This window comes from Inquilinus sp. (assembly GCF_039594555.1).
Lineage (GTDB): Bacteria > Pseudomonadota > Alphaproteobacteria > DSM-16000 > Inquilinaceae > Inquilinus.
Genome location: NZ_JBCNNF010000060.1, coordinates 1 through 22,381, shown reverse-complemented (window position 1 = coordinate 22,381; position 22,381 = coordinate 1). Strand labels below are relative to the sequence as shown.

The following is a 22,381-nucleotide window of genomic DNA, read 5'->3' as shown; positions in this document are numbered from 1 at the left end:
TCGGCGAGATCCTGCGCCGCGGCGGCGCCTGGTTCGCCGGCATCGGCCGGCCGAAGAACCAGGGCACCAAGCTGTTCTGCATCTCCGGCCATGTGAACCAGCCCTGCAATGTCGAGGAAGAGCTCGGCATCCCGATGCGGGAGCTGATCGACAAGCATGCCGGCGGCGTGCGCGGCGGCTGGGACAACCTGAAGGCGGTGATCCCCGGCGGCTCCTCCGCCCCGATCCTGCCGAAGGACATCTGCGACACCGTCCTGATGGACTTCGACGCGCTGCGCGAGGTCAAGTCGGCGCTCGGCACTGCCGGGCTGATCGTCATGGACAAGTCGACCGACGTGATCTACGCGGTCGCCCGCCTGTCGCGCTTCTACATGCATGAGAGCTGCGGCCAGTGCACCCCGTGCCGCGAGGGCACCGGCTGGATGTACCGGGTGATGCAGCGGATGGTCACCGGCAACGCGCGGTCGGACGAGATCGACATGCTGCTGCAGGTGACCAAGCAGATCGACGGCCGCAGCATCTGCGCCCTCGGCGACGCGGCCGCCTGGCCGGTCCAGGCGCTGATCCGGCATTTCCGCGACGAGATGGAGGAGCGGATCCGCGACTATCGCGACCGCGCCCATAGCCGCGAAGCTGCGGAATAGGAAGGCACCGATGCCCAAGCTGACGATTGACGGGATCGAGATCGAGGTCGAGCCGGGCACGTCGGTGCTGCAGGCCTGCGAGCGCCTCGGCATCGAGGTGCCGCGCTTCTGCTTCCACGACAAGCTCTCGGTGCCGGCGAACTGCCGCATGTGCCTGGTCGAGATGGAGAAGGCGCCGAAGCCGATCGCGTCCTGCGCGATGCCGGCCGGCGACGGCATGGTGATCAAGACGAACACCGATGTCGTGCGCGATGCGCGCCGGGGCATCATGGAGTTCCTGCTGATCAACCATCCGCTCGACTGCCCGATCTGCGACCAGGGCGGCGAGTGCGACCTGCAGGACCAGGCGGTGGCCTACGGCTTCGACCGCGGCCGCTACACCGAAGGCAAGCGCGCGGTCACCGACAAGTATCTCGGGCCGCTGATCGAGACCTTCATGACCCGGTGCATCCAGTGCACCCGCTGCATCCGCTTCATCGACGAGATCGCCGGCGTGCCGGTGCTCGGCGGCGTGAACCGCGGCGAGCACATGGAGATCACCACTTATGTCGAGCAGGCGATCGCGTCGGAGCTGTCGGGCAACCTGGTCGATGTCTGCCCGGTCGGGGCGCTGACCTCCAAGCCCTACGCCTTCAGCGCCCGGCCGTGGGAGCTGCGCAAGACCGAGAGCATCGACGTGCTCGACGCCGTCGGCTCGAACATCCGCATCGATGCCCGCGGCGGCGAGGTGATGCGCGTGCTGCCGCGCCTCAACGAGGACGTCAACGAGGAGTGGATCAGCGACAAGACCCGCTACGCCATCGACGGGCTGAAGCGCCGCCGCATCGACCGGCCCTATGTCCGGCGTGACGGCAAGCTGCAGCCGGCCAGCTGGGCCGAGGCGTTCCAGGCCATCGCCGCGAAGACTCAGCGGCTGGACGGCAAGCGCATGGCGGCGATCGCCGGCGACACCGTCGACGCCGAGGCCATGGTCGCGCTGAAGGACCTGATGACGGCGTTCGGCTCGCCGAACCTGGACTGCCGCCAGGACGGGGCGAAGCTGCCGGCCGGGCCGCGCGGCGCCTACCTGTTCAACAGCGGCCTCGCCGGGATCGAGCAGGCCGACGTCATCCTGCTGGTCGGCACCAACCCGCGCTCCGAGGCGGCGATCGTCAACGCCCGCATCCGCAAGCGCTGGCTGCGCAACGGCCTGACCGTCGGCGTGGTCGGCCCGGATGTCGACCTGACCTACCGCACCCGCCATCTCGGTGCCGGGCCGGAGACGCTGGCGGCGATCGCCGACGGCACCGACGGCTTCGCCGAGGTGCTGCGCAACGCCAAGGCGCCGCTGCTGATCGTGGGGCAGGGGGCTCTCACCCGCGAGGACGGCGCCCAGGTGCTGGCCGCCTGCCGCCGCATCGCCGAGAGCTACGGCCTGGTCCGCGACGGCTGGAACGGCTTCAACGTCCTGCACACCGCGGCGGCGCGGGTCGGCGGCCTGGATCTCGGCTTCCTGCCGGGGCCGGGCGGCCGCGACGTCCTCGGCATCCTCGACGGCGCGCAGAAGGGCGAGATCGACTTCGTCTGGCTGCTCGCGGCCGACGAGATCGACACCGGCCGGCTGGGCAAGGCCTTCGTGGTCTATCAGGGCCATCACGGCGACCGCGGCGCCCACCGCGCCGACGTGATCCTGCCGGGCGCCGCCTACACCGAGAAGAACGCCACCTACGTCAACACCGAAGGCCGCGTCCAGCAGGCCCGCATGGCGGTGTTCCCGCCGGGCGAGGCGCGCGAGGACTGGAAGATCCTGCGCGCCGCCAGCGAGGCGCTGGGCCGCAAGCTGCCCTATGACAGCCTGCGCGAGGTGCGCCAGCGCCTGGTCGCGGTGAACCCGGTCTTCGGGGCGCCGGACGTGCAGGCGCCGGGCGAGTGGGGGGCTTTCGGGGCCGAGGGCACGATGGGCACCGCGCCCTTCGTCTCGGCGGTCGAGAACTTCTACATGACGGACCCGATCAGCCGCGCCTCGGAGACGATGGCGCTGTGCATCGACGAGATCCTGGGCCAGCACAAAGCGGCGGCGGAGTAACGCGATGGACTTCTGGAGCGGATACGCCTGGCCGACGGTTCTCGTCGTCCTTCAGATCATCGCGATCATCCTGCCGCTGATCATCGTGGTGGCCTACCTGACCTATGCCGAACGCAAGGTCATGGCCGCGATGCAGCTGCGCCAGGGCCCGATGGTGGTCGGCCCCTTCGGCCTGCTGCAGCCGATCGCCGACGGCATCAAGCTGCTGAGCAAGGAGACGATCATCCCGTCCGGCGCCAACCGGATGCTGTTCATCCTGGCGCCGATGATCACCTTCTTCCTCAGCCTCGTGGCCTGGGCGGTGATCCCGTTCGATGATGGCCTGGTGCTGGCCGACATCAATGTCGGCGTGCTGTACCTGTTCGCGATCTCCTCGCTCGGCGTCTACGGCATCATCATTGCCGGCTGGGCCTCGAACTCGAAATACGCCTTCCTCGGCGGCCTGCGCTCCGCGGCGCAGATGGTGTCCTACGAAGTCTCGATCGGCTTCGTCATGATCTCCGTGCTGCTCTGCGTCGGCTCGCTCCGGATCTCCGACATCGTCCACGCGCAGCAGACGATCTGGTTCGCGATCCCGCTGCTGCCGATGTTCGTGATCTTCTTCATCTCGGCGCTGGCCGAGACCAACCGGGCGCCGTTCGACCTGCCCGAGGGCGAATCCGAGATCACCGGCGGCTTCATGGTCGAGTATTCGTCCATGACCTACGCGCTGTTCTTCCTCGGCGAATACGCCAACATGATCCTGATGAGCGGGATGACCTCCATCCTGTTCCTCGGCGGGTGGCTGCCGCCCTTCGGCTTCGCGCCGTTCACCTGGATCCCCGGCGTGATCTGGTTCGTGCTGAAGATCTTCTTCTGCCTGTTCGTCTTCATCTGGGTCCGGGCGACGCTGCCGCGCTTCCGCTACGACCAGCTGATGCGGCTGGGCTGGAAGGTGTTCCTTCCGTTCTCGCTGGCCTGGGTGGTCATCACCGCCGGCGTGCTCACCGCCTTCGGCTGGCTGCCGAACTGAAAGGCCGAGACATGGCGTTCATCGACCGCACCGCCCGCAGCCTGCTGCTCAAGGAAATCCTGGGCGGCCTGGCGCTGACCTTCAGCTACATGTTCAAGCAGAAGGCGACGCTGAACTACCCGTATGAGAAGGGCCCGCTGAGCCCGCGCTTCCGCGGCGAGCATGCGCTGCGCCGCTATCCCAGCGGCGAGGAGCGGTGCATCGCCTGCAAGCTGTGCGAGGCGATCTGCCCGGCCCAGGCCATCACCATCGAGGCCGAGCCGCGCGCCGACGGCAGCCGCCGCACGACGCGCTACGACATCGACATGACCAAGTGCATCTATTGCGGCCTGTGCCAGGAGGCCTGCCCGGTGGATGCGATCGTCGAGGGACCGAACTTCGAGTTCGCGACCGAGACGCGCGAGGAGCTTTTCTACAACAAGGAAAAGCTGCTGCAGAACGGGGACCGCTGGGAAGCGCAGATCGCCGCGAACATTGCGGTCGACGCGCCGTACCGGTAAGACCCGCCGCGCCGCCTCGCCGGGGGATTCGGCCGGGGCGGTGCCGAGAGGGGTAGAGCAACCGTGACCTCGAGCGTCCGCAGGGGACGACAGGGAGCACCGTGAGATGATCATCCAGGCCTTGGCCTTCTATATCTTCGCCGCGATCACCGTGGCCTCCGCCGTGATGGTGATCTCGGCCCGCAACTCGGTGCACTCGGTGCTGTTCCTGATCCTCGCCTTCTTCAACGCGGCGGCGCTGTTCGTGCTGATCGGGGCGGAGTTCCTGGCGATGATCCTGGTCGTCGTCTATGTCGGCGCGGTCGCGGTCCTGTTCCTGTTCGTCGTGATGATGCTGGACATCAACTTCGCCGAGCTGCGGGCCGGCTTCCTGCGCTACCTGCCGATCGGCGCGCTGATCGGCGTGGTGCTGCTGGTGGAGCTGTTCCTGCTCTACGGCTCGGGCGGCGGGCCGTCGATCCTGGCCGCGGGCGCGGCGAAGGCGGGCCCGACCAACACCGCGGCGCTGGGCCAGCTGATCTACACGCAGTATGCCTTTCCGTTCCAGGCCGCGGGCCTCGTCCTCCTGGTCGCGATGATCGGGGCGATCGTGCTGACCCTGCGCCACCGCGCCGGCGTCCGCCGCCAGGTGATTTCGCAGCAGCTCGCGCGCCGTCGCGAGGAGGTGATGGTGATCAAGAAGATCGGCACCGGGGAAGGGGCCTGACGCCATGACGATCGGACTCGGGCACTACCTCGTCCTCGCGGCGATCCTGTTCACGCTCGGCATCTTCGGCGTGTTCCTGAACCGCAAGAACGTCATCGTCATCCTGATGTCGGTCGAGCTGATGCTGCTCGCCGTCAACATCAACCTCGTCGCCTTCTCGGTCGCCCTCGGCGACCTGGTGGGGCAGGTGTTCGCGCTGTTCGTGCTGACCGTCGCCGCCGCCGAGGCGGCGATCGGCCTCGCGATCCTCGTCGTCTACTTCCGCAACCGCGGCTCGATCGCGGTTGAGGACATCAACATGATGAAGGGCTGAGGCGCCCCCGATGGACATCGCAGCAATCTTCCTGCCGCTGGCCGGCTTCCTGATCGCAGGACTGTTCGGCCGCCTCATCGGTGACCGCGCCTCGATGGCCGTGACGACGCTCGCCGTCTGCGTCGCCGCGCTCATCTCCTGGTGGCTGTTCTTCGACGTCGCCATCGACGGCAACGTCCGCACCCACTCGCTGCTGCTGTGGATCAGCAGCGGCACCTTCGTCGCCGACTGGGCGCTGAAGTTCGACACGCTGACCGCCGTGATGCTGATCGTGGTGAACACCGTCTCCGCGATGGTGCACATCTACTCGATCGGCTACATGTCGCACGACCACTCCAAGCCGCGCTTCTTCGCCTATCTCAGCCTGTTCACCTTCGCCATGCTGATGCTGGTGACGGCGGACAACCTGATCCAGCTGTTCTTCGGCTGGGAGGGCGTCGGCCTGGCCTCCTACCTGCTGATCGGCTTCTGGTACGAGAAGGAGAGCGCCCGCGCCGCCGCGGTGAAGGCGTTCCTGGTCAACCGCGTCGGTGACTTCGGCTTCGCGTTGGGCATCTTCGCCGTCTACAAGATCTTCGGCACGGTGCGGTACGAGGAGATCTTCGCCGCCGCCCCGCACATGGTCGATGCCCGGATCAACTTCCTGGGCATGGACCTGCCGGCCCTGACCACCGCCTGCCTGCTGCTGTTCGTCGGCGCCATGGGCAAGTCGGCCCAGCTGGGCCTGCACACCTGGCTGCCGGACGCGATGGAGGGCCCGACCCCGGTCTCGGCCCTGATCCACGCGGCCACCATGGTCACCGCCGGCGTGTTCATGCTGTCGCGCATGTCACCGCTGTTCGAATACGCCCCGGACGCGCTGGCCGTGGTCTGCGTCATCGGCGCGCTGACCGCCTTCGTCGCCGCGACGATCGGCCTGACCCAGTTCGACATCAAGCGGGTCATCGCCTATTCGACGATGAGCCAGCTCGGCTACATGTTCTTCGCCATCGGCGTCTCGGCCTACCAGGCAGCGATCTTCCACCTGATGACGCACGCCTTCTTCAAGGCGCTGCTGTTCCTCGGCGCCGGCTCGGTGATCCACGCCATGGGCGGCGAGCAGGACATGCGCAAGATGGGCGGGATCTGGCGGCTGATCCCCTGGACCTACGCCCTGATGTGGATCGGCAGCCTGGCGCTGGCCGGTATCGGCATCCCCGGCGTGTTCGGCTTCGCCGGCTTCTACTCCAAGGACATGATCCTCGAGGCCGCCTGGGCCGCGCATAGCGGCGTCGGCAACCTGGCCTACTGGCTCGGCGTCATCGCCGCGCTGATGACCGCCTTCTACAGCGGCCGCCTGCTGTTCCTGACCTTCCACGGCAAGCCGCGCGCCGACCATCACACCATGGACCACGCGCATGAATCGCCGCCGGTGATGCTGATCCCGCTGCTGATCCTCGGGGTCGGCGCGGTGCTGGCCGGCGTGATCGGCTTCGACATCTTCGTCGGCGACGGCCGCGAGCACTTCTGGCGCGAGGCGATCCTGGTGCTGCACGGCCAGGACAGCATCGAGGCGGCGCACCACGCGCCGGAATGGGTCAGCCTGCTGCCGCTGCTGGCCGGCCTGGTCGGCCTCGGGCTCTCCTGGCTGTTCTACATCCAGTCGCCGGGCCTGCCGGGCGCGGTGGTGCGGGCGTTCAAGCCGATCCACCAGCTGTTCTTCCGCAAGTGGTACTTCGACGAGATCTACGACGCCGTCTTCGTCAAGCCGGCCTTCGTCCTGGGTCGCGTCTTCTGGAAGGGTGGCGACGGCGCGATCATCGACCGGCTGGGGCCGGACGGCGTCGCCGCCACCTCGATCGGCATCGCCCGCAAGGCCAGCCGGCTCGAGAGCGGATATGTCTACCACTATGCCTTCGTCATGGTGATCGGCGTGGTCGCGCTGGTCTCCTGGTATGTCTTCGGCGGCCGGATCTGAGGGTGACCCATGGGTAATTGGCCGATCCTCTCGCTCGCCACCTTCCTGCCGCTGGTCGGCGCAGCCCTGATCCTGCTGCTGGCCCGGGGCAGCGAGGCCGCCGTGGCCGCCACCTCGCGCTGGGTGGCGCTGTGGACCACGCTGGTCACCTTCGCCCTTTCGGTCGCCGTCTGGCTCGGCTTCGACCCCTCGGTGGTCGGCTTCCAGATGGAAGAGAAGGTGGCGTGGTTCCCGGACCTCAACATCGCCTACCACATGGGCGTGGACGGCATCTCGGTGCTGTTCGTCGTCCTCTCGGCGTTCCTGATGCCGATCTGCATCCTCGCCAGCTGGGAGAGCATCCACAGCCGGGTCAAGGAGTACATGGTCTCGTTCCTGATCCTCGAGACCATGATGATCGGCATGTTCTGCGCGCTCGACTACGTGCTGTTCTACGTCTTCTTCGAAGGCGTGCTGATCCCGATGTTCGTGATCATCGGCATCTGGGGCTCGGGCGAGCGCCGCATCTATGCCGCCTTCAAGCTGTTCCTGTTCACGCTGCTCGGCTCGGTGCTGATGCTGGTGGCGCTGCTGGCGATGTATGTCCAGGCCGGCACCACCGACATCCCGACCCTGCTGGCGACCGACTTCAACTACAACATGCAGATCTGGCTGTGGCTGGCCATGTTCGCCTCCTTCGCCGTGAAGGTGCCGATGTGGCCGGTGCACACCTGGCTGCCGGACGCGCATGTGGAAGCGCCCACCGCGGGCTCGGTGATCCTGGCCGGCGTGCTGCTGAAGATGGGCGGCTACGGCTTCCTGCGCTTCTCGATCCCGATGCTGCCGGAGGCGACGGCGCTCTTGACGCCGCTGGTCTACGGCCTGTCGATCGTCGCGGTCATCTACACCTCCCTCGTCGCCCTGGCGCAGGAGGACATGAAGAAGATGATCGCCTATTCCTCGATCGCGCATATGGGCTTCGTCACCGCCGGCATGTTCTCGCTGACTCAGCAGGGCGTCGAGGGCTCGATCTTCCAGATGCTCAGCCACGGCGTGGTCTCGTCGGCGCTCTTCCTCTGCGTCGGCGTGGTCTATGACCGGCTGCACACCCGCGAGATCGCGCGTTACGGCGGCCTGGCCACCAACATGCCGAAATACGCCGTGTTCTTCATGATCATGCTGCTCGGCTCGGTCGGCCTGCCGGCCACCTCGGGCTTCGTCGGCGAGTTCATGATCATGCTCGGCCTGTTCCAGGTGAACACCTGGGTCGCGACCCTGGTCGCCACCGGCCTGATCCTGGGCGCCACCTACATGCTGCTGCTGTACCGCAAGGTCATCTTCGGCGAGATCACCCGCGACGACGTGCGGAAGATGACTGACCTCAGCCCGCGCGAGATCTGCCTCTTCGTGCCGCTGGCGATCGTCGTGATGTGGATGGGCATCTACCCGTCCAGCTTCCTGAACGTGATGTCGGTCTCGGTCGACCACCTCGTCACCCAATACCACGCCGATCTCGGCCGCGCCGACGCGGTCGCGGTGGCCGTCCGCTGATCCGGGGATCCGATCCATGGTGTCTCTTCCCGATCTGATGCCGGCCCTGCCGGAGATCTTCCTGGCCTGTGCCGGCATGGCGCTGCTGCTGATCGGTGTCTTCCTGGGCGAGAAGTCGACCCGGATCGTCGCCTCGCTGGCGGTGATGTCCTTCATCATCGCCGGCGCGCTGCTGGTGATGGGGCAGGGCGGCCGGGCCGTGACCTTCAACGGCATGTTCGTGGCCGACGGCTTCGCCGTCTTCATGAAGATCCTGGTCCTGGTCGGCTCGGCGCTCGCCCTGATCCTCTCGCTCGACTACATCGAGCATGAGGGCATGTCGCGCTTCGAGTATCCGGTGCTGTTCGTGCTGGCCACGGTCGGCATGATGCTGATGATCAGCGCCAACAACCTGATCTCGCTGTATCTCGGCCTCGAGCTGCAGAGCCTGTCGCTCTACGTCGTCGCCGCCTTCAACCGGGATTCGGAGCGGTCGAGCGAGGCCGGGCTGAAGTACTTCGTGCTCGGCGCCCTGTCCTCGGGCCTGCTGCTGTACGGCACCTCGCTGGTCTACGGCTTCCTCGGCACCACCAGCTTCGACGCCCTGGCCCAGGCCCTGTCCGGCCAGTCCGCTGCCGGCGGCGTGCTGGGCGGCACCCAGATGGGCGTAATCATCGGCGTGGTGTTCATCTGCGCCGCCCTGGCCTTCAAGGTCTCGGCCGTGCCGTTCCACATGTGGACGCCGGACGTCTATGAGGGCGCCCCGACCCCGGTCACCGCCTTCTTCGCGGTGGCGCCGAAGGTGGCGGCCATGGCGCTGTTCGTCCGCGTGCTGGTCGAGCCGTTCGGCCACCTGACCAGCCAGTGGCAGCAGATCATCGTCGTCGCCTCGGCCCTGTCGATGATCCTCGGCTCCTATGCCGCGATCGCGCAGACCAACATCAAGCGGCTGATGGCGTATTCCTCGATCGGCCATGTCGGCTTCGCCCTGCTCGGCCTCGCCGCCGGCACCCAGCAGGGCATCACCGGCGTCATCGTCTACATGGCGATCTATGTGCCGATGAGCCTGGGCGCCTTCGCCGTGATCCTGTCGATGCGCATCAACGGCAAGCAGGTCGAGGGCATCCAGGACCTCGCCGGTCTCGGCAAGACCAGCCCCGGCCTGGCCTTCGCGCTCGTGATCATGATGTTCTCGATGGCCGGCATCCCGCCGCTGGCCGGGTTCTTCGCCAAGCTCTACGTCTTCAAGGCGGTGATCGAGCAGCAATTCTACGTGTTGGCGGTGATCGGCGTGCTGGCCAGCGTGGTGTCGGCGGTCTACTACCTGAAGATCATCCGGGTGATGTATTTCGACGAGCCGAAGGTCGCCTTCGACAAGCCGGAAGGCGCCGCGATCCCGGCCATCCTCACCGTCTCGACCCTGTTCATCGTGGTGTTCTGGCTGCTGCCGGCGCCGCTGACCGGGGCAGCCCAGGCGGCCGCGGCCAGCCTGTTCGGGGGCTGATTGGCGGACGCTCCGTCCCTGGTCACGCTGCCGGAAGGCTGGCGGCTCGACGCGCGGGACAGCGTCGGCAGCACCAATGACGAGGCGCGGGCGCTCGCCGCGGCGGGCGCCCCGCACGGCACCATCGTTTGGGCCAGGCGGCAGGAGGCGGGTAGGGGCCGCCGCGGCCGCTCCTGGTTCTCGCGCGAGGGCAACCTGACCTGCTCGGCCATCCTGCGGCCGCAGGTGCCGTTCAGCCGGGCGGGGGAACTGACCTTCGTGGTCGGCGTCGCCGTGGCCGATGCGGTGGCGAGCTTCGGGCTCGAGCCGAAGCTGAAATGGCCGAACGACGTGCAGATCGCCGGCGACAAGCTGGCCGGCATCCTGCTGGAGGCCGCGGTCGCCCCGGATCGATCGGTTGACTGGATCGTCGCCGGCGTTGGCCTGAACGTCGCCCATCACCCGCAGCTGGCCGACTACGCCGCCACCAGCCTGCATGCCGCCGGCGCCAAGGACGCGACGGTCGAGGCGGTGCTTCAGCGGCTGGCCGCGGGGCTGGACCGGCATCTGGCGGAGTGGCGGGCCGAAGGCTTCGACGCCACCCGGGCGGCCTGGCTGGGCCGCGCCGTCGGCCTCGGCGCCCGCATCACGGTGCGGCTGGAGACCGAGACGCTGGTGGGCGTGTTCGAGCATATCGACCCGACCGGCGCTCTGATCTTGCGCACCGACACCGGCCGGCACAGCATCACCGCAGGCGACGTCTTCTTCGGGAGGGGCTGAGATGCTTCTCGCCATCGATGCGGGCAACACCAACATCGTCTTCGCGGTGTTCGACGGGGCCCAACAGAAGGGCCAGTGGCGTATCGCCACAGACAGCCGCCGCACTTCGGACGAATACGCGGTCTGGCTGGTCTCGCTGATGGCGATGCGCGGGCTGCGGCCGGTCGACGTCACCCGCTCGATCCTGTCCAGCGTGGTGCCGGCCGCCACCTTCAACCTGGCCAAGCTGTGCCGCGACCATTTCGGCACCGACCCGATGCGCGTCGGCGACCCGTCGATCGAGCTCGGCATCAGGAACCTGCTGCTGAACCCGCGCGAGGCCGGCGCCGACCGCCTGGTCAACGCCGTCTCCGCCGGCGCCAGCTATCCGAAGCCGCTGATCGTGGTCGATATCGGCACCGGCACCACCTTCGACGTGGTCAACGCCGATGGCGATTTCGTCGGCGGCATCATCGCCCCGGGACCCCAACTGGCGCTCGACGCGTTGCACAAGGTGGCGGCCCAGCTGCCGAAGGTCGAGATCGTGCGGCCGGACCGGGTGATCGGCCCCGGCACCATCCCGGCCATGCAGTCGGGCATGTTCTGGGGCTATCTCAGCATGATCGAAGGCCTGATCACCCGCATCAAGGCCGAGCTGTCGCCGACCGGAACGCCGCCGGTCACGGTGATCACCACGGGCGGCCTGGGTAGCGTTTTCGCCCAGGCGACCGATATGATCGACCACATCGACAGCGAACTGACCCTGCGCGGACTGCGCCTCATCTACGAGCGAAACGCCACCACATGAATGCATCCCCCGCGGCCAGCGCCAACGGCCCCGACGACGCCCTCTACTTCCTGCCGCTCGGCGGCGCCGGCGAGATCGGGATGAACCTGTATCTCTACGGTCACGCGGGCCGCTGGCTGATGGTCGATTGCGGGGTGACCTTCGCCGACGAATCGGTGCCGGGCGTCGACCTGATCGTGCCCGATCCGGTGTTCATCGAGCAGCGGCGTGACAAGCTGCTGGGCCTCGTCGTCACCCACGCGCATGAGGATCATATCGGCGCCATCACGCTCTTGTGGCCTGACCTGCGCTGCCCGATCTACGCCACGCCCTTCACCGCTGCGGTGCTGCGGATCAAGCTGCGCGAGACCGATTTCGCCGACCGGGTGCCGATCATCGAGGTGCCGCTGGGCGGCGATGTCGAGATCGGCCCGTTCGGCGTCGGCTTCATCACCATGACCCATTCGGTGCCGGAGCCGAATGCCCTGGTGATCCGTACCCGGCACGGCAACGTCATCCATACCGGCGACTGGAAGCTGGACCCGGCGCCGCAGATCGGCGCCGTGACCGACGAGGCCAAGCTGCGCCGGCTCGGCGAGGAGGGCGTGGTCGCGGTGATGGGCGACAGCACCAACGCCCTCAACCCCGGCCGCTCCGGCTCCGAGGAGGATGTGCGCAAGGGGCTGGCCGAGGTGATCGCGGCGCAGCCGAACCGCGTCGTCGTCACCTGCTTCTCCTCCAACGTCGCGCGCATCCACAGCGTGGCGCTGGCGGCGCAGGCGGCCGGGCGGCAATGCGCCCTGGTCGGCCGGTCGCTGTGGAAGATCATGGAGGCGGCGCAGAGTACCGGCTACATGACCGACCTGCCGGAGCCCTTCGTGCGCGAGGACCAGGCCGGCTACATCCCGCGCGACAAGATCGTGCTGATCTGCACCGGCAGCCAGGGCGAGGCGCGGTCGGCCCTGTCCCGCATCGCCGGCGACAGCCACCCGCACATCACGCTGGAGGCCGGCGACACGGTGATCTTCTCGGCCCGCGAGATCCCGGGCAACGAGAAGGCGATCGGCCGGGTGCAGAACGCGCTGGTCGGCGCGGGCGTCACCCTGATCACGCCGGACGACGCCAATGTCCATTGCTCCGGCCATCCGGCGCGGGACGAGCTGACCACGCTCTACCAGTGGCTGAAGCCGCAGGCGGTGGTGCCGGTGCATGGCGAGGAGCGGCACATGCGCGCCCATGCGGCGCTGGCCGAGGCCGGGCAGGTGAAGCAGACCCTGATCCCGCGCAACGGCGCCCTGATCCGCCTGGCGCCGGGGCCGCTGGAGATCGTCGACAATGTCGAGCACGGCAAGCTGGCGCTGGACGGGCACCATCTGGTGCCGATCGGCGGCGAGGCGATCCGCGACCGCCAGCGCATCATCCACAATGGCGCCGCGGTGGTGACGCTGGTGCTGGACCGCGACGGCCGCCTGGCCGCCGACCCGAAGGTGGCGCTGCTGGGCATCGAGGACGCCGAGGACCAGGCCGACAGCGAGGCCGAGGTGGCGGAGGAGGTGCGCCAGGCGATTGGATCCCTGCCGCGGGCCCAGCGCAACGACGACACCGCGATCACCGAGGCGGCGCGGGTGACGGTGCGGCGCACGATCCGCAACTGGCACGGCAAGAAGCCGGTCACCGAAGTGCATCTGGTGCGGCTGTAAGGGGACGGCGGACGCCTCCCTTTCCTGTCATTGCCGGGCTTGACCCGGCAATCCAGGGACCACCCGGAGCGGCATCGATATCTCTGGATGCCCGGGTCAAGCCCGGGCATGACACTATGGGTTAGGGCAGGGACCAGCCCGGAGGGAGCGCAGCATGATCGGCCGCCTCAACCACGTCGCCATCGCCGTGCCGGACCTGCCGGCCGCCGTGGCGCTCTATGGCGGGACGCTGGGGGCGGAGGTGTCGGCGCCGGTCGACCTGCCGGAGCACGGCGTCACCACCGTCTTCGTCACCCTGCCCAACACCAAGATCGAGCTGCTGCACCCGCTGGGCGAGGCCTCGCCGATCGCGAAGTTCCTGGAGCGCAACCCGAAGGGCGGCATCCATCACCTGTGCTACGAGGTCGAGGACATCCGCGCGGCCCGCGACCGGCTGGTGGCCGCCGGCCTGCGCGTGCTGGGCGACGGCGAGCCGAAGATCGGCGCCCATGGCAAGCCGGTCCTGTTCCTGCACCCCGCCGACCTGGCCGGCACCCTGACCGAGATCGAGCAGGTCTGACGTTCCAATCGGCCTTTCCCGCAAAAACGCCGTCATTGCGAGGAGGCGAAGCCGACGAAGCAATCCATCGGGCCGTGCAAGCTGCGGCATGGATTGCTTCGCTGCGCTCGCAATGACGATCCTTTGCATCGGTTGAGCCCCCGTGCAGACCGGCCAGGACGAAAAGCCCCATGCCTCCGGCCGGTCCGGACGGGTAAGGAGAGGGAATATTCCGGGAGGGAACGCATGGGCCTGGTCAGCGGCATCGTCGTCTTCGTCATCATCTGGTGGACCGTGATCTTCGCAGTCCTGCCCTGGGGCGTGCGGCCCGAGGTCGACGACGCACAGCCGGGCCATCAGGTCGGGGCGCCGGCCAATCCGCGGATCTGGCGCAAGGTGCTGATCACCACGGCCATCACCGTCGTGCTATGGGTGGTGATCGATGTCCTCATCACCGAGAACGTCTTCTCCTTCCGGGACTGGGCGGAATCATGGACGAAAGCGCAGCAGTGACGGACCCGGCGCCGCTGAAGGGTTATTGTGCCGTCGCCGACCGCGACCCGTTGCACAAGGCCTATCACGACACCGAATACGGCTTCCCGGCCCGCGACGACGCGGTGCTGTTCGAGCGGCTGATCCTCGAGATCAACCAGGCCGGCCTGTCCTGGGATCTCATGCTCAAGAAGCGCGAGACCTTCCGCCGCGCCTATGCCGGCTTCGACATCGACAAGGTCGCGGCCTTCGATGATGCGGACCGAGCCCGGCTGCTGGCCGATCCCGGGGTGATCCGCAACCGGCTGAAGGTCGACGCCGCGATCGAGAACGCCAAAAGGCTGCAGGTGATCCGGGAAAGCCATGGCAGCTTCGCCGCCTGGCTCGACGCCCATCACCCGCTGACCAAGGCGGAATGGGTGAAGCTGTTCAAGAAGACCTTCCGCTTCACCGGCGGCGAGATCGTCAACGAATTCCTGATGAGCCTGGGCTACCTGCAGGGCACGCACCATCCCGGCTGCCCGGTCTATGACACGATCCTGAAGCTCGACCCGCCCTGGCTGCGCGGGGCCTAGCCGCCGTCCGGCCGGCCCCGGCGCCGCCTCAATCGACCCAGCGCACCCGGTCGGAGTCGAGCAGGCGGCGGGCGGCGTCCGACATGGTCAGGCCGCCGCGCACCGCGGCGTCCATCGCCGCCTCCTTCTCCCGGACCGTCGACAGCCGCTCGACCACGGCCGCCAGGCGCTCCCGTGGGATCACCACCACGCCGTCGAGGTCGCCGACCAGGACGTCCCCGGCATCGACCCTCACCCCGCCGACGACGACCGGCAGCCCGGCCGTGCCCGGCCCCTGCCGCGTCGGCGAGTTCGGGGTGATGCCGGCGGCGAACACCGGCAGCCCGACCTGGCGCAGCCCGGCCAGGTCACGCACCAGCCCGTCGGTCACCACCGCCACGGCGCCCTTGTTGCGCGCCATGCCGGCGACCAGGTCGCCGATCACCGCCGTGCCGTCATAACCGCCGGTGGCGCAGACCAGCACATCGCCCGGCCCGGCGATGTCGAGCGCGGCGAACACCGCCAGGTTGTCGGCCGGGCCGCAGTCGCAGGTGACCGCAACCCCGACGAAGCCGGCGGGATCGACCGGCTTGATCCGGTGATGCAGCGCCCCCGACCCGTCCATGGCGTCGACGGCGAAGCCGGTCTGGATGCCGCGCAGCGCCTCGACCAGGGCCGGGTCCGGCCGGGGAAAGCGGCGGCGGACCGTCAGCAGCGGCGGATCGTCGATCATGGCGCACCCCATTTGGCGACGGGTCCAACAACCCCGGCAAACGCTATACTGCCCGGCAAAAGCAAGACAATAGGGAGGACATCATGCGGCTGATCGGACCCAAGCCCCTGACGGGCATCGTCGAGCGGATCTTCGCGGCCGGCGGCTGCGGGGCGGAGGAGGCGGGGCGCATCGCCCGCCATCTGGTCGACAGCAACCTCTGCGGCCATGACTCGCATGGCGTGGTGCGCACCCGGCGCTATATCGACTTCCTGCGCGCCGGCACGGTCTTCCCCGGCCGCAGCGCCGAGCTGGTGTTCGACGGCGGCAGCCTGCTGGTCGTCGACGGGCAGTTCGGCTTCGGCCAGACCATCGGCGAGCAGGCGATGGATCTGCTGGCCGGGCGCGCCAAGGCGAATGGCATCGCGCTGGCCACCATCCGCCGGTCCGGCCATCTCGGCCGGCTGGGTGACTGGGCCGAGCGGCTGGCGGGGCAGGGCCTGGTGTCGCTGCATTTCCTGAACACCACCGGCCTCGGCCTGATGGTGACGCCCTTCGGCGGCAGCGACCGGCGGCTGTCGCCCAGCCCCATGGCGATCTGCGTGCCGGTCGAGGGCCGCGACCCGATCCTGCTCGACATCACCACCGCCATGACCGCCGAGGGCAAGCTGCTGGTGGCGAAGAACAAGGGCGAGGCGGTCGCGCCGGGCGTTATCGTCGACAAGGCCGGCCGGCCGACGACCGATCCGGCCGATTTCTACGCCGGCGGCGCGATCCTGCCCTTCGGCGGGCACCGGGGCGCCGGCCTCAACATCCTGACCGACATCCTGTCCGGCGCGCTGTCGGGCGGCGGCTGCACCGCCCCCGGCGTCACGGTGCTGGAGAACACCATGACCAGCATCGCCATCGACGTGACCCGGCTGCCGGACCGCGACGCCTATGCGGCGGAGATCCTGCGCTTCTGCGGCTGGGTAAAGGAGTCGCCGCCGGCCGATCCGGCAGCGCCGGTGCTGCTGCCGGGCGAGGTCGAAGCCATGATCCGCCGGCACCGTGCCGCCGAAGGCATCCCGATCGACGACGCGACCTGGGGCGACATCTGCGCTGCGGCAGTCTCTGTCGGTCTTTCTGGAGCGGATATCGACGCCATGGTGCCGGGCCCGAGGCCTTAGCCTGGAAGCCCGGCCAGTACGGGGCGGGCCAATAAACGGGTCGCCCCCGCTCTTGTATCGGTGCACAAAAAAACGGCAGGGCCGAAGCGCCTGCCGGTCGAAAACCTGTCTTATTAATTGTGTCCGGCGGACTTACGTCCTGCCGTCACTCCCGACAGTTTCCTCCCTAAACTCGAGCCTGCCCTTGTCATTGCTTTTGTTCAGGCGAGGCGGACCTTAGCGAGGTTGAACGCGGCTGTCACGCAGAATCGCATGCCCCCCATGCGGTCAGATCAGAGCAAATTTGCACACAAACAAAATCGCCAGGATCGCCACCGCCGGGTGGATGTCCCGCACACGTCCCGCGAGTGCTTTAATGCCCACATAGGTGATGAAGCCGAAGGCTATTCCGTGGGCGATTGAGTAGGTCAGCGGCATCGCGATGGCGCAGACCACCGCGGGCACGAACTCGGTCGCATCCTCCCAGTCGATCTCGGCCAGGCCGCGCACCATCAGGCAGGCGACGAACAGCAGGGCCGGGGCGGTGGCGAAGGCCGGGATGCTGGTGGCCAGCGGCGCCAGGAACAGGCACAGCAGGAACAGGATGGCGACCACCACCGCGGTCAGCCCGGTGCGGCCGCCGGCATTCACCCCGGCCGCGCTCTCGATATAGCTGGTGACGGTCGAGGTGCCGAGGGCCGAGCCCAGGCAGGCCATGGTGCTGTCGGCCAGGAGGGCCTTGCGCAGCCGCGGCAGCCGGCCCTGCGCGTCGAGCAGGCCGGCGCGGTGGGCGACGCCGATCAGCGTGCCGGCATTGTCGAACAGGTCGACGAACAGGAAGGCGAAGACGATGCTGATCAGCCCGACATGCACCGCGCCCGACAGGTCGAGCTGCAGGAAGGTCGGGGCCAGCGATGGCGGCAGGTCGACGATGCCGTTGAACTGCGACACGCCCAGCAGGATGCCGGCCACGGTGACGCCGAGGATGGCGATGATGATCGCGCCGGTGACCCGCAGCGCCACCAGCGCCGCCATGACGATGAAGCCGATCGCCGCCAGGATCGTCGGCACGGCGTGCAGGTTGCCGATGCCGACCATGGTCGCCGGGTTGGCGGCGATGATGCCGGCGTTCTGCAGCGCGATGATGCCGAGGAACAGGCCGATGCCGGCCGAGATCGCCATCTTCAGCGACCGCGGGATGCTGTTCACGATCGCCTCCCGGACCGGCAGGATGCTGATCACCAGGAACAGCACGCCGGACAGGAACACGGCGCCCAGCGCGACCTGCCAGGAATAGCCCATCTGCCCGACCACGGTGTAGGCGAAATAGGCATTCAGCCCCATGCCCGGTGCCATCGCGATCGGGTAGTTGGCGTAGAAGCCCATGAAGGCCGACGCCGCCGCCGACGCCAGGCAGGTGGCCACGAACACGGCGCCGTGGTCCATCCCGGTGGTGGCCAGGATCTGCGGGTTGACGAAGATGATGTAGGCCATCGTCAGGAACGTGGTCGCACCCGCGAGAATTTCGGTGCGCACCGTGGTGCCGTGTTCGGACAGTCCGAACAGACGCTCGAGCATGATGCTGACCCCCCGCGGTCATCGCATGTGAAGGAATTGCGGCAATTATCGGGAGATTCGACGGCCCGCGGAACCCCGCATGGACAGGCTGCCGGTCCTTCCCTAAAGTCGCGCGCCTGTGTTTCTCAACGGTTCCAGACGGAAGCCCGCTCGATGCGCCTGTCCCAGTTCTTCCTGCCCACCCTGAAGGAGAATCCCGCCGAGGCGCAGATCGTGTCGCACCGGCTGATGCTGCGCGCCGGCATGATGCGGCAGGAGGCGGCGGGCATCTACGCCTGGCTGCCGCTGGGCTTCCGGGTGCTGAAGAAGATCGAGCAGGTGGTGCGCGAGGAACAGGACCGCTTCGGCTGCCAGGAACTGCTGATGCCGACGATCCAGCCGGCCGACCTGTGGCGCGAGAGCGGCCGCTACGACGATTACGGCAAGGAGATGCTGCGCATCCGCGACCGGCATGACCGCGACATGCTGTTCGGCCCGACCAATGAGGAGATGATCACCGACATCTTCCGGTCGTCGGTGAAGAGCTACAAGCAGCTGCCGCAGCTGCTCTACCACATCCAGTGGAAGTTCCGGGACGAGGTGCGCCCCCGCTTCGGCGTGATGCGCGGCCGCGAGTTCCTGATGAAGGACGCCTACAGTTTCGACATCGATTACGACTCCGCACGGCGGTCGTACAACAAGTTCTTCGTCTGCTATCTCAGCACCTTCGCCCGGCTGGGATTGAAGGCGGTGCCGGTGAAGGCCGACACCGGCCCGATCGGCGGCGATCTGAGCCACGAGTTCCAGATCCTGGCCGAGACCGGCGAGAGCCAGGTCTATGTCGACCCGCGCCTCTTGGAGCTGGACACCGAGGCCCGCCAGCTCGGCCCCGATGACGACCTGGCCGCCTTCGTCGACCGCGTCACCGGCCTCTACGCCGCGGCGGACGAGATGCACGACCCGGCCAAGTGCCCGCTGCCGGAGGCCGAGCTGCAGACCCGGCGCGGCATCGAGGTCGGCCACATCTTCTATTTCGGCACCAAGTACTCGGCGCCGATGGGCGCGACCGTGGCCGGGCCGGACGGCACGCCGCGGCCGGTCGAGATGGGCAGCTACGGCATCGGCGTGTCGCGCCTGGTCGGCGCCATCATCGAGGCCAGCCACGACGACGCCGGCATCATCTGGCCGGATGCGGTGGCGCCCTTCGATGTCGGACTGATCAACCTCAAGCCGGGCGACGCGACCTGCGACGCGGCGGCCCAGGACCTGTATCAGCGCTTCCGCACCGCCGGCCTCGACCCGCTCTACGACGATCGCGACGAGCGGGCGGGGGCGAAGTTCGCCGAGATGGACCTGATCGGCCTGCCCTGGCAGGTGGTGATCGGCCCGCGCGGCGCCGCCAACGGCATGGCCGAGATCAAGCGCCGCGCCACCGGCGAGAAGATCGAGCTGCCGCTCGACGCGGTGGTGGCGCGGATCAAGGGCTGAGCCGGTTGGAGAGATCGACCCCGATGCCCAGACACTTCCTGTCATTCCCGGGCTTGACCCGGCAATCCAGAGGGTGTCGACAGCTTCTGGATGCCCGGGTTAAGCCCGGGCATGACAGTCGGGGGAACATCCTCTCGCATCCGGTGGTTTGACCTCCGCCCATGTTCAACGCCTTCGAACGGAAAGTCGCCTTCCGCTACCTGCGGGCCCGCAGGAAGGAAGGCTTCATCTCCGTCATCGCCGGCTTCTCCTTCGCCGGCATCCTGCTGGGCGTGGCGACGCTGATCATCGTCATGTCGGTGATGAACGGCTTTCGCGCCCAGCTGGTGGACCGTGTGCTGGGCCTCGATGCCCATCTCAAGGTCAGCGCCGCGGCCGGCGCCGGGATCCCGGATTACGGGCCGCTGGCGGACAGGCTGCGCCAGGTGCCGGGCGTGACGCGGGTGTCGCCGGTGATCGAGGACCAGGCGCTGGTCAGCCGGGAGTCCGACTTCACCAGTTTCCAGGGCGCCCCGGCGGCGGTGGAGGGTGTCGACCCGACGGATTTCCTCGGCCGCCCGGCGATCGCCCGGTCGATCCTGATCGACAAGCCGGAGGATTTCTCCGGCACCGACGGCATCGCCATCGGCAGCGGCCTGGCCGCCCAGTTCGGCGTCCGGCTGGGCGACGAGCTGACGCTGGTCACGCCGCATTTCAACCGCACCGCCTTCGGGTCGGTGCCGCGGGCCAAGACCTACACCGTGGTCGCGATCTTCACCACCGGGCTGCAGGAGCCGGATGCCGCGACCGTCTACATGCCGCTCGCGGCGGCGCAGCAGCTGTTCCAGATGAAGGACCAGGCCGGCGGCCTCGACATCTTCACCACCGATCCGGAGCGGCTGGACGCGGTGCGGGCGAAGGTGGCGGAGATCGCCGGGCCGGACCTCAAGGTGACGGACTGGCGCGACGCCAACGCCACGATCTTCACGGCGCTGCAGGTCGAGCGCAGCGTGATGTTCGTCATCCTGACGCTGATCATCCTGGTGGCCGCCTTCAACATCATCTCCAGCCTCGTGATGCTGGTGAAGGACAAGGGCGGTGACATCGCCATCTTGCGCACCATGGGCGCCTCGCGCGGATCGATCCTGCGCATCTTCTTCCTGGCCGGCGCCACCATCGGCCTGGTCGGCACCCTGGCCGGGCTGGCGCTGGGCCTCGGCCTCGCCGCTAATATCGACGCCATCCGCATCTGGCTGCAGGGCGTGCTCGGCCCCGACACCTTCGCCGCCGAGTTCAGCTTCCTGGCCTCGCTGCCGGCCCTGGTCGATCCGGGGCAGGTGGTCGCGGTCTGCCTGCTGGCCGTCGGCCTGACCTTCCTGGCCTCGATCTTCCCGGCCTGGCGGGCCGCCCGGCTCGATCCGGTGGAGGCCCTGCGCTATGAGTGACGCCGCCATGAGCAACGCCGCCGAGGTCCTGCGCCTCGAAGGGATCAGACGCAGCTTCCACCAGGGCGAGATCCGGCTGGACGTGCTGCGCGGCGCCGAGCTGTCGCTGGCCGGAGGCGAGATCGTCGCCCTCGTTGGCCCCAGCGGCGCCGGCAAGTCGACCCTGCTGCACATTGCCGGCCTGCTGGAGCAGCCGGATGGCGGCACCATCACCATCGCCGGCCAGCGCTGTGACGGGCTGGGCGACGGGCCGCGCACGGCGCTGCGCCGCTCCGCCATCGGCTTCGTCTACCAGTTCCACCACCTGCTGCCGGAGTTCAGCGCCATCGAGAATGTGGTGCTGCCGCAGATGATCGCCGGCCGCTCCCGCGCTGAGGCCCGCCAGCGGGGGCGGGAGCTGCTGGCCCGGGTCGGCCTGGCCGGCCGGCTGGAGCATCGTCCGGCCCAGCTGTCGGGTGGCGAGCAGCAGCGCGTCGCCATCGCCCGGGCGCTGGCCAACGCGCCGAAGGTGCTGATCGCCGACGAGCCGACCGGCAATCTCGACCACACCACCTCGGAGGCGGTGTTCGAGATGCTGCTGGACGTCGTGCGATCGACCGGCGTCGGCGCCCTGATCGCGACCCACAACCTGGAGCTGGCCGAGCGCATGGACAGGGTGGTGGAGATGCGCGACGGCGTGCTGGTGGGGCGTTGATGTTCAACGCCTTCGAACGCGCCGTCGCCTTCCGCTACCTGCGGGCCCGCCGCGGCCAGGGCTTCGTCTCGCTGATCGCCGGCTTCTCACTGCTCGGCATCATCATCGGCGTCGCCACGCTGATCACCGTCACCTCGGTGATGAACGGCTTCCAGACCGAGCTGCTGGCCCGGTTCCTCGGCTTCAACGCCCATGTCAGCGTCGTGCCGCTGGGCGGCCGCGACATGGCCGACTATCAGGCGCGGGCCGACCGGCTGCGCGGGGTCGACGGCGTCACCAGGGTGATCCCGGTGGCCGAGGGCCAGGCGCTGGCCAGCGCCGGCAAGGCCTCGGCCGGGG

The 22,381-nt window shown here is 68.3% G+C and carries 22 protein-coding genes; 20 read left to right on the top strand and 2 right to left on the bottom strand.

The features are described 5' to 3' along the window. From nuoF to ABDW35_RS09165, 15 genes are all read left to right on the top strand, one after another. Window positions 1-644, top strand: a 644-nt coding sequence (gene nuoF, locus ABDW35_RS09235) for an NADH-quinone oxidoreductase subunit NuoF (RefSeq protein WP_343713564.1), incomplete at its 5' end; no start/stop codon positions are given. Window positions 645-654: 10 nt separating this feature from the next. After that, window positions 655-2,709 carry an NADH-quinone oxidoreductase subunit NuoG gene (nuoG, locus tag ABDW35_RS09230; RefSeq protein WP_343713563.1) on the top strand — a complete coding sequence of 685 codons (2,055 nt, stop codon included), beginning with the start codon at window positions 655-657 and terminating at the stop codon, window positions 2,707-2,709. A gap of 4 nt (window positions 2,710-2,713) precedes the next feature. Continuing rightward, window positions 2,714-3,721 carry an NADH-quinone oxidoreductase subunit NuoH gene (nuoH, locus tag ABDW35_RS09225; protein ID WP_343713562.1) on the top strand — a complete coding sequence of 336 codons (1,008 nt, stop codon included), beginning with the start codon at window positions 2,714-2,716 and terminating at the stop codon, window positions 3,719-3,721. A gap of 11 nt (window positions 3,722-3,732) precedes the next feature. After that, a complete protein-coding gene (gene nuoI, locus ABDW35_RS09220) occupies window positions 3,733-4,221 on the top strand; it encodes an NADH-quinone oxidoreductase subunit NuoI (protein WP_034832276.1) in 489 nt (162 codons plus the stop codon). Window positions 4,222-4,327: 106 nt separating this feature from the next. Next, window positions 4,328-4,927, top strand: coding sequence for an NADH-quinone oxidoreductase subunit J (locus tag ABDW35_RS09215; RefSeq protein ID WP_343713561.1), 600 nt, complete (start codon window positions 4,328-4,330; stop codon window positions 4,925-4,927). 4 nt (window positions 4,928-4,931) lie between these two features. Further along, window positions 4,932-5,240, top strand: coding sequence for an NADH-quinone oxidoreductase subunit NuoK (nuoK, locus tag ABDW35_RS09210; protein ID WP_034832270.1), 309 nt, complete (start codon window positions 4,932-4,934; stop codon window positions 5,238-5,240). Window positions 5,241-5,250: 10 nt separating this feature from the next. Then, window positions 5,251-7,197 (top strand): NADH-quinone oxidoreductase subunit L, encoded by a 1,947-nt coding sequence (gene nuoL / locus ABDW35_RS09205; protein ID WP_343713560.1) that lies wholly within the window; start codon window positions 5,251-5,253, stop codon window positions 7,195-7,197. Window positions 7,198-7,206: 9 nt separating this feature from the next. Next, a complete protein-coding gene (locus ABDW35_RS09200) occupies window positions 7,207-8,727 on the top strand; it encodes an NADH-quinone oxidoreductase subunit M (RefSeq protein WP_343713559.1) in 1,521 nt (506 codons plus the stop codon). Between the two features lie 16 nt (window positions 8,728-8,743). Beyond that, the gene (gene nuoN, locus ABDW35_RS09195) at window positions 8,744-10,210 is read left to right on the top strand and encodes an NADH-quinone oxidoreductase subunit NuoN (protein ID WP_343713558.1); all 1,467 of its coding nucleotides are present in this window, start codon (window positions 8,744-8,746) and stop codon (window positions 10,208-10,210) included. Next, entirely contained in the window at window positions 10,211-10,969 is a 759-nt protein-coding gene (locus ABDW35_RS09190) for a biotin--[acetyl-CoA-carboxylase] ligase (protein WP_343713557.1), read from the top strand. A gap of 1 nt (window position 10,970) precedes the next feature. Next, window positions 10,971-11,756, top strand: a complete 786-nt coding sequence (locus ABDW35_RS09185) for a type III pantothenate kinase (RefSeq protein WP_343713556.1) — start codon at window positions 10,971-10,973, stop codon at window positions 11,754-11,756. After that, window positions 11,753-13,435 carry a ribonuclease J gene (locus tag ABDW35_RS09180; protein WP_343713555.1) on the top strand — a complete coding sequence of 561 codons (1,683 nt, stop codon included), beginning with the start codon at window positions 11,753-11,755 and terminating at the stop codon, window positions 13,433-13,435. The genes ABDW35_RS09185 and ABDW35_RS09180 overlap by 4 nt, the downstream gene beginning before the upstream one ends. 154 nt (window positions 13,436-13,589) lie before the next feature. After that, a complete protein-coding gene (mce, locus tag ABDW35_RS09175; RefSeq protein WP_343713554.1) occupies window positions 13,590-13,994 on the top strand; it encodes a methylmalonyl-CoA epimerase in 405 nt (134 codons plus the stop codon). Between the two features lie 225 nt (window positions 13,995-14,219). Next, entirely contained in the window at window positions 14,220-14,486 is a 267-nt protein-coding gene (locus ABDW35_RS09170; RefSeq protein ID WP_088150311.1) for a DUF1467 family protein, read from the top strand. Continuing rightward, window positions 14,465-15,040 carry a DNA-3-methyladenine glycosylase I gene (locus tag ABDW35_RS09165; RefSeq protein ID WP_343713553.1) on the top strand — a complete coding sequence of 192 codons (576 nt, stop codon included), beginning with the start codon at window positions 14,465-14,467 and terminating at the stop codon, window positions 15,038-15,040. Before ABDW35_RS09170 ends, ABDW35_RS09165 begins: the two co-directional genes overlap by 22 nt. 28 nt (window positions 15,041-15,068) lie before the next feature. Here the strand turns inward: ABDW35_RS09165 and ABDW35_RS09160 are convergent, their stop codons facing one another. Beyond that, the gene (locus tag ABDW35_RS09160) at window positions 15,069-15,752 is read right to left on the bottom strand and encodes a hypothetical protein (RefSeq protein ID WP_343713552.1); all 684 of its coding nucleotides are present in this window, start codon (window positions 15,750-15,752) and stop codon (window positions 15,069-15,071) included. An 83-nt stretch (window positions 15,753-15,835) separates the two neighbouring features. On the opposite strand from ABDW35_RS09160, the gene ABDW35_RS09155 reads away from it, so the two are divergent. Further along, the gene (locus tag ABDW35_RS09155) at window positions 15,836-16,900 is read left to right on the top strand and encodes an Ldh family oxidoreductase (protein ID WP_343713551.1); all 1,065 of its coding nucleotides are present in this window, start codon (window positions 15,836-15,838) and stop codon (window positions 16,898-16,900) included. Window positions 16,901-17,167: 267 nt separating this feature from the next. On the opposite strand, the gene ABDW35_RS09150 is transcribed toward ABDW35_RS09155, so the two are convergent. Further along, on the bottom strand, window positions 17,168-18,457 hold the full coding sequence (locus tag ABDW35_RS09150; protein ID WP_343713550.1) for an NCS2 family permease: 1,290 nt from the start codon (window positions 18,455-18,457) through the stop codon (window positions 17,168-17,170). A gap of 153 nt (window positions 18,458-18,610) precedes the next feature. Here ABDW35_RS09150 and proS point away from each other — a divergent pair, with 153 nt between their 5' ends. From proS to ABDW35_RS09130, 4 genes are all read left to right on the top strand, one after another. After that, on the top strand, window positions 18,611-19,924 hold the full coding sequence (gene proS / locus ABDW35_RS09145; protein WP_343713549.1) for a proline--tRNA ligase: 1,314 nt from the start codon (window positions 18,611-18,613) through the stop codon (window positions 19,922-19,924). A 161-nt stretch (window positions 19,925-20,085) separates the two neighbouring features. Further along, window positions 20,086-21,348: a lipoprotein-releasing ABC transporter permease subunit gene (locus ABDW35_RS09140; RefSeq protein ID WP_343713548.1), complete on the top strand. Its 1,263-nt coding sequence runs from the start codon at window positions 20,086-20,088 to the stop codon at window positions 21,346-21,348. Next, window positions 21,341-22,042, top strand: coding sequence for an ABC transporter ATP-binding protein (locus ABDW35_RS09135; protein ID WP_343713547.1), 702 nt, complete (start codon window positions 21,341-21,343; stop codon window positions 22,040-22,042). Before ABDW35_RS09140 ends, ABDW35_RS09135 begins: the two co-directional genes overlap by 8 nt. Next, a partial coding sequence (locus ABDW35_RS09130) for an ABC transporter permease (RefSeq protein WP_343713546.1) occupies window positions 22,042-22,381 on the top strand: 340 nt, incomplete at its 3' end. The genes ABDW35_RS09135 and ABDW35_RS09130, both read left to right, overlap by 1 nt.

Coding starts and splice junctions, on each gene's coding strand:
- nuoG (WP_343713563.1), top strand. CDS start 655: ATGCCCAAGCTGACGATTGACGGGATCGAGATCGAGGTCGAGCCGGGC.
- ABDW35_RS09135 (WP_343713547.1), top strand. CDS start 21,341: ATGAGTGACGCCGCCATGAGCAACGCCGCCGAGGTCCTGCGCCTCGAA.
- proS (WP_343713549.1), top strand. CDS start 18,611: ATGCGCCTGTCCCAGTTCTTCCTGCCCACCCTGAAGGAGAATCCCGCC.
- ABDW35_RS09215 (WP_343713561.1), top strand. CDS start 4,328: ATGATCATCCAGGCCTTGGCCTTCTATATCTTCGCCGCGATCACCGTG.
- mce (WP_343713554.1), top strand. CDS start 13,590: ATGATCGGCCGCCTCAACCACGTCGCCATCGCCGTGCCGGACCTGCCG.
- ABDW35_RS09150 (WP_343713550.1), bottom strand. CDS start 18,457: ATGCTCGAGCGTCTGTTCGGACTGTCCGAACACGGCACCACGGTGCGC.
- ABDW35_RS09155 (WP_343713551.1), top strand. CDS start 15,836: ATGCGGCTGATCGGACCCAAGCCCCTGACGGGCATCGTCGAGCGGATC.
- ABDW35_RS09165 (WP_343713553.1), top strand. CDS start 14,465: ATGGACGAAAGCGCAGCAGTGACGGACCCGGCGCCGCTGAAGGGTTAT.
- nuoI (WP_034832276.1), top strand. CDS start 3,733: ATGGCGTTCATCGACCGCACCGCCCGCAGCCTGCTGCTCAAGGAAATC.
- nuoK (WP_034832270.1), top strand. CDS start 4,932: ATGACGATCGGACTCGGGCACTACCTCGTCCTCGCGGCGATCCTGTTC.
- ABDW35_RS09160 (WP_343713552.1), bottom strand. CDS start 15,752: ATGATCGACGATCCGCCGCTGCTGACGGTCCGCCGCCGCTTTCCCCGG.
- ABDW35_RS09185 (WP_343713556.1), top strand. CDS start 10,971: ATGCTTCTCGCCATCGATGCGGGCAACACCAACATCGTCTTCGCGGTG.
- ABDW35_RS09140 (WP_343713548.1), top strand. CDS start 20,086: ATGTTCAACGCCTTCGAACGGAAAGTCGCCTTCCGCTACCTGCGGGCC.
- nuoL (WP_343713560.1), top strand. CDS start 5,251: ATGGACATCGCAGCAATCTTCCTGCCGCTGGCCGGCTTCCTGATCGCA.
- ABDW35_RS09170 (WP_088150311.1), top strand. CDS start 14,220: ATGGGCCTGGTCAGCGGCATCGTCGTCTTCGTCATCATCTGGTGGACC.
- nuoN (WP_343713558.1), top strand. CDS start 8,744: ATGGTGTCTCTTCCCGATCTGATGCCGGCCCTGCCGGAGATCTTCCTG.
- nuoH (WP_343713562.1), top strand. CDS start 2,714: ATGGACTTCTGGAGCGGATACGCCTGGCCGACGGTTCTCGTCGTCCTT.
- ABDW35_RS09180 (WP_343713555.1), top strand. CDS start 11,753: ATGAATGCATCCCCCGCGGCCAGCGCCAACGGCCCCGACGACGCCCTC.
- ABDW35_RS09200 (WP_343713559.1), top strand. CDS start 7,207: ATGGGTAATTGGCCGATCCTCTCGCTCGCCACCTTCCTGCCGCTGGTC.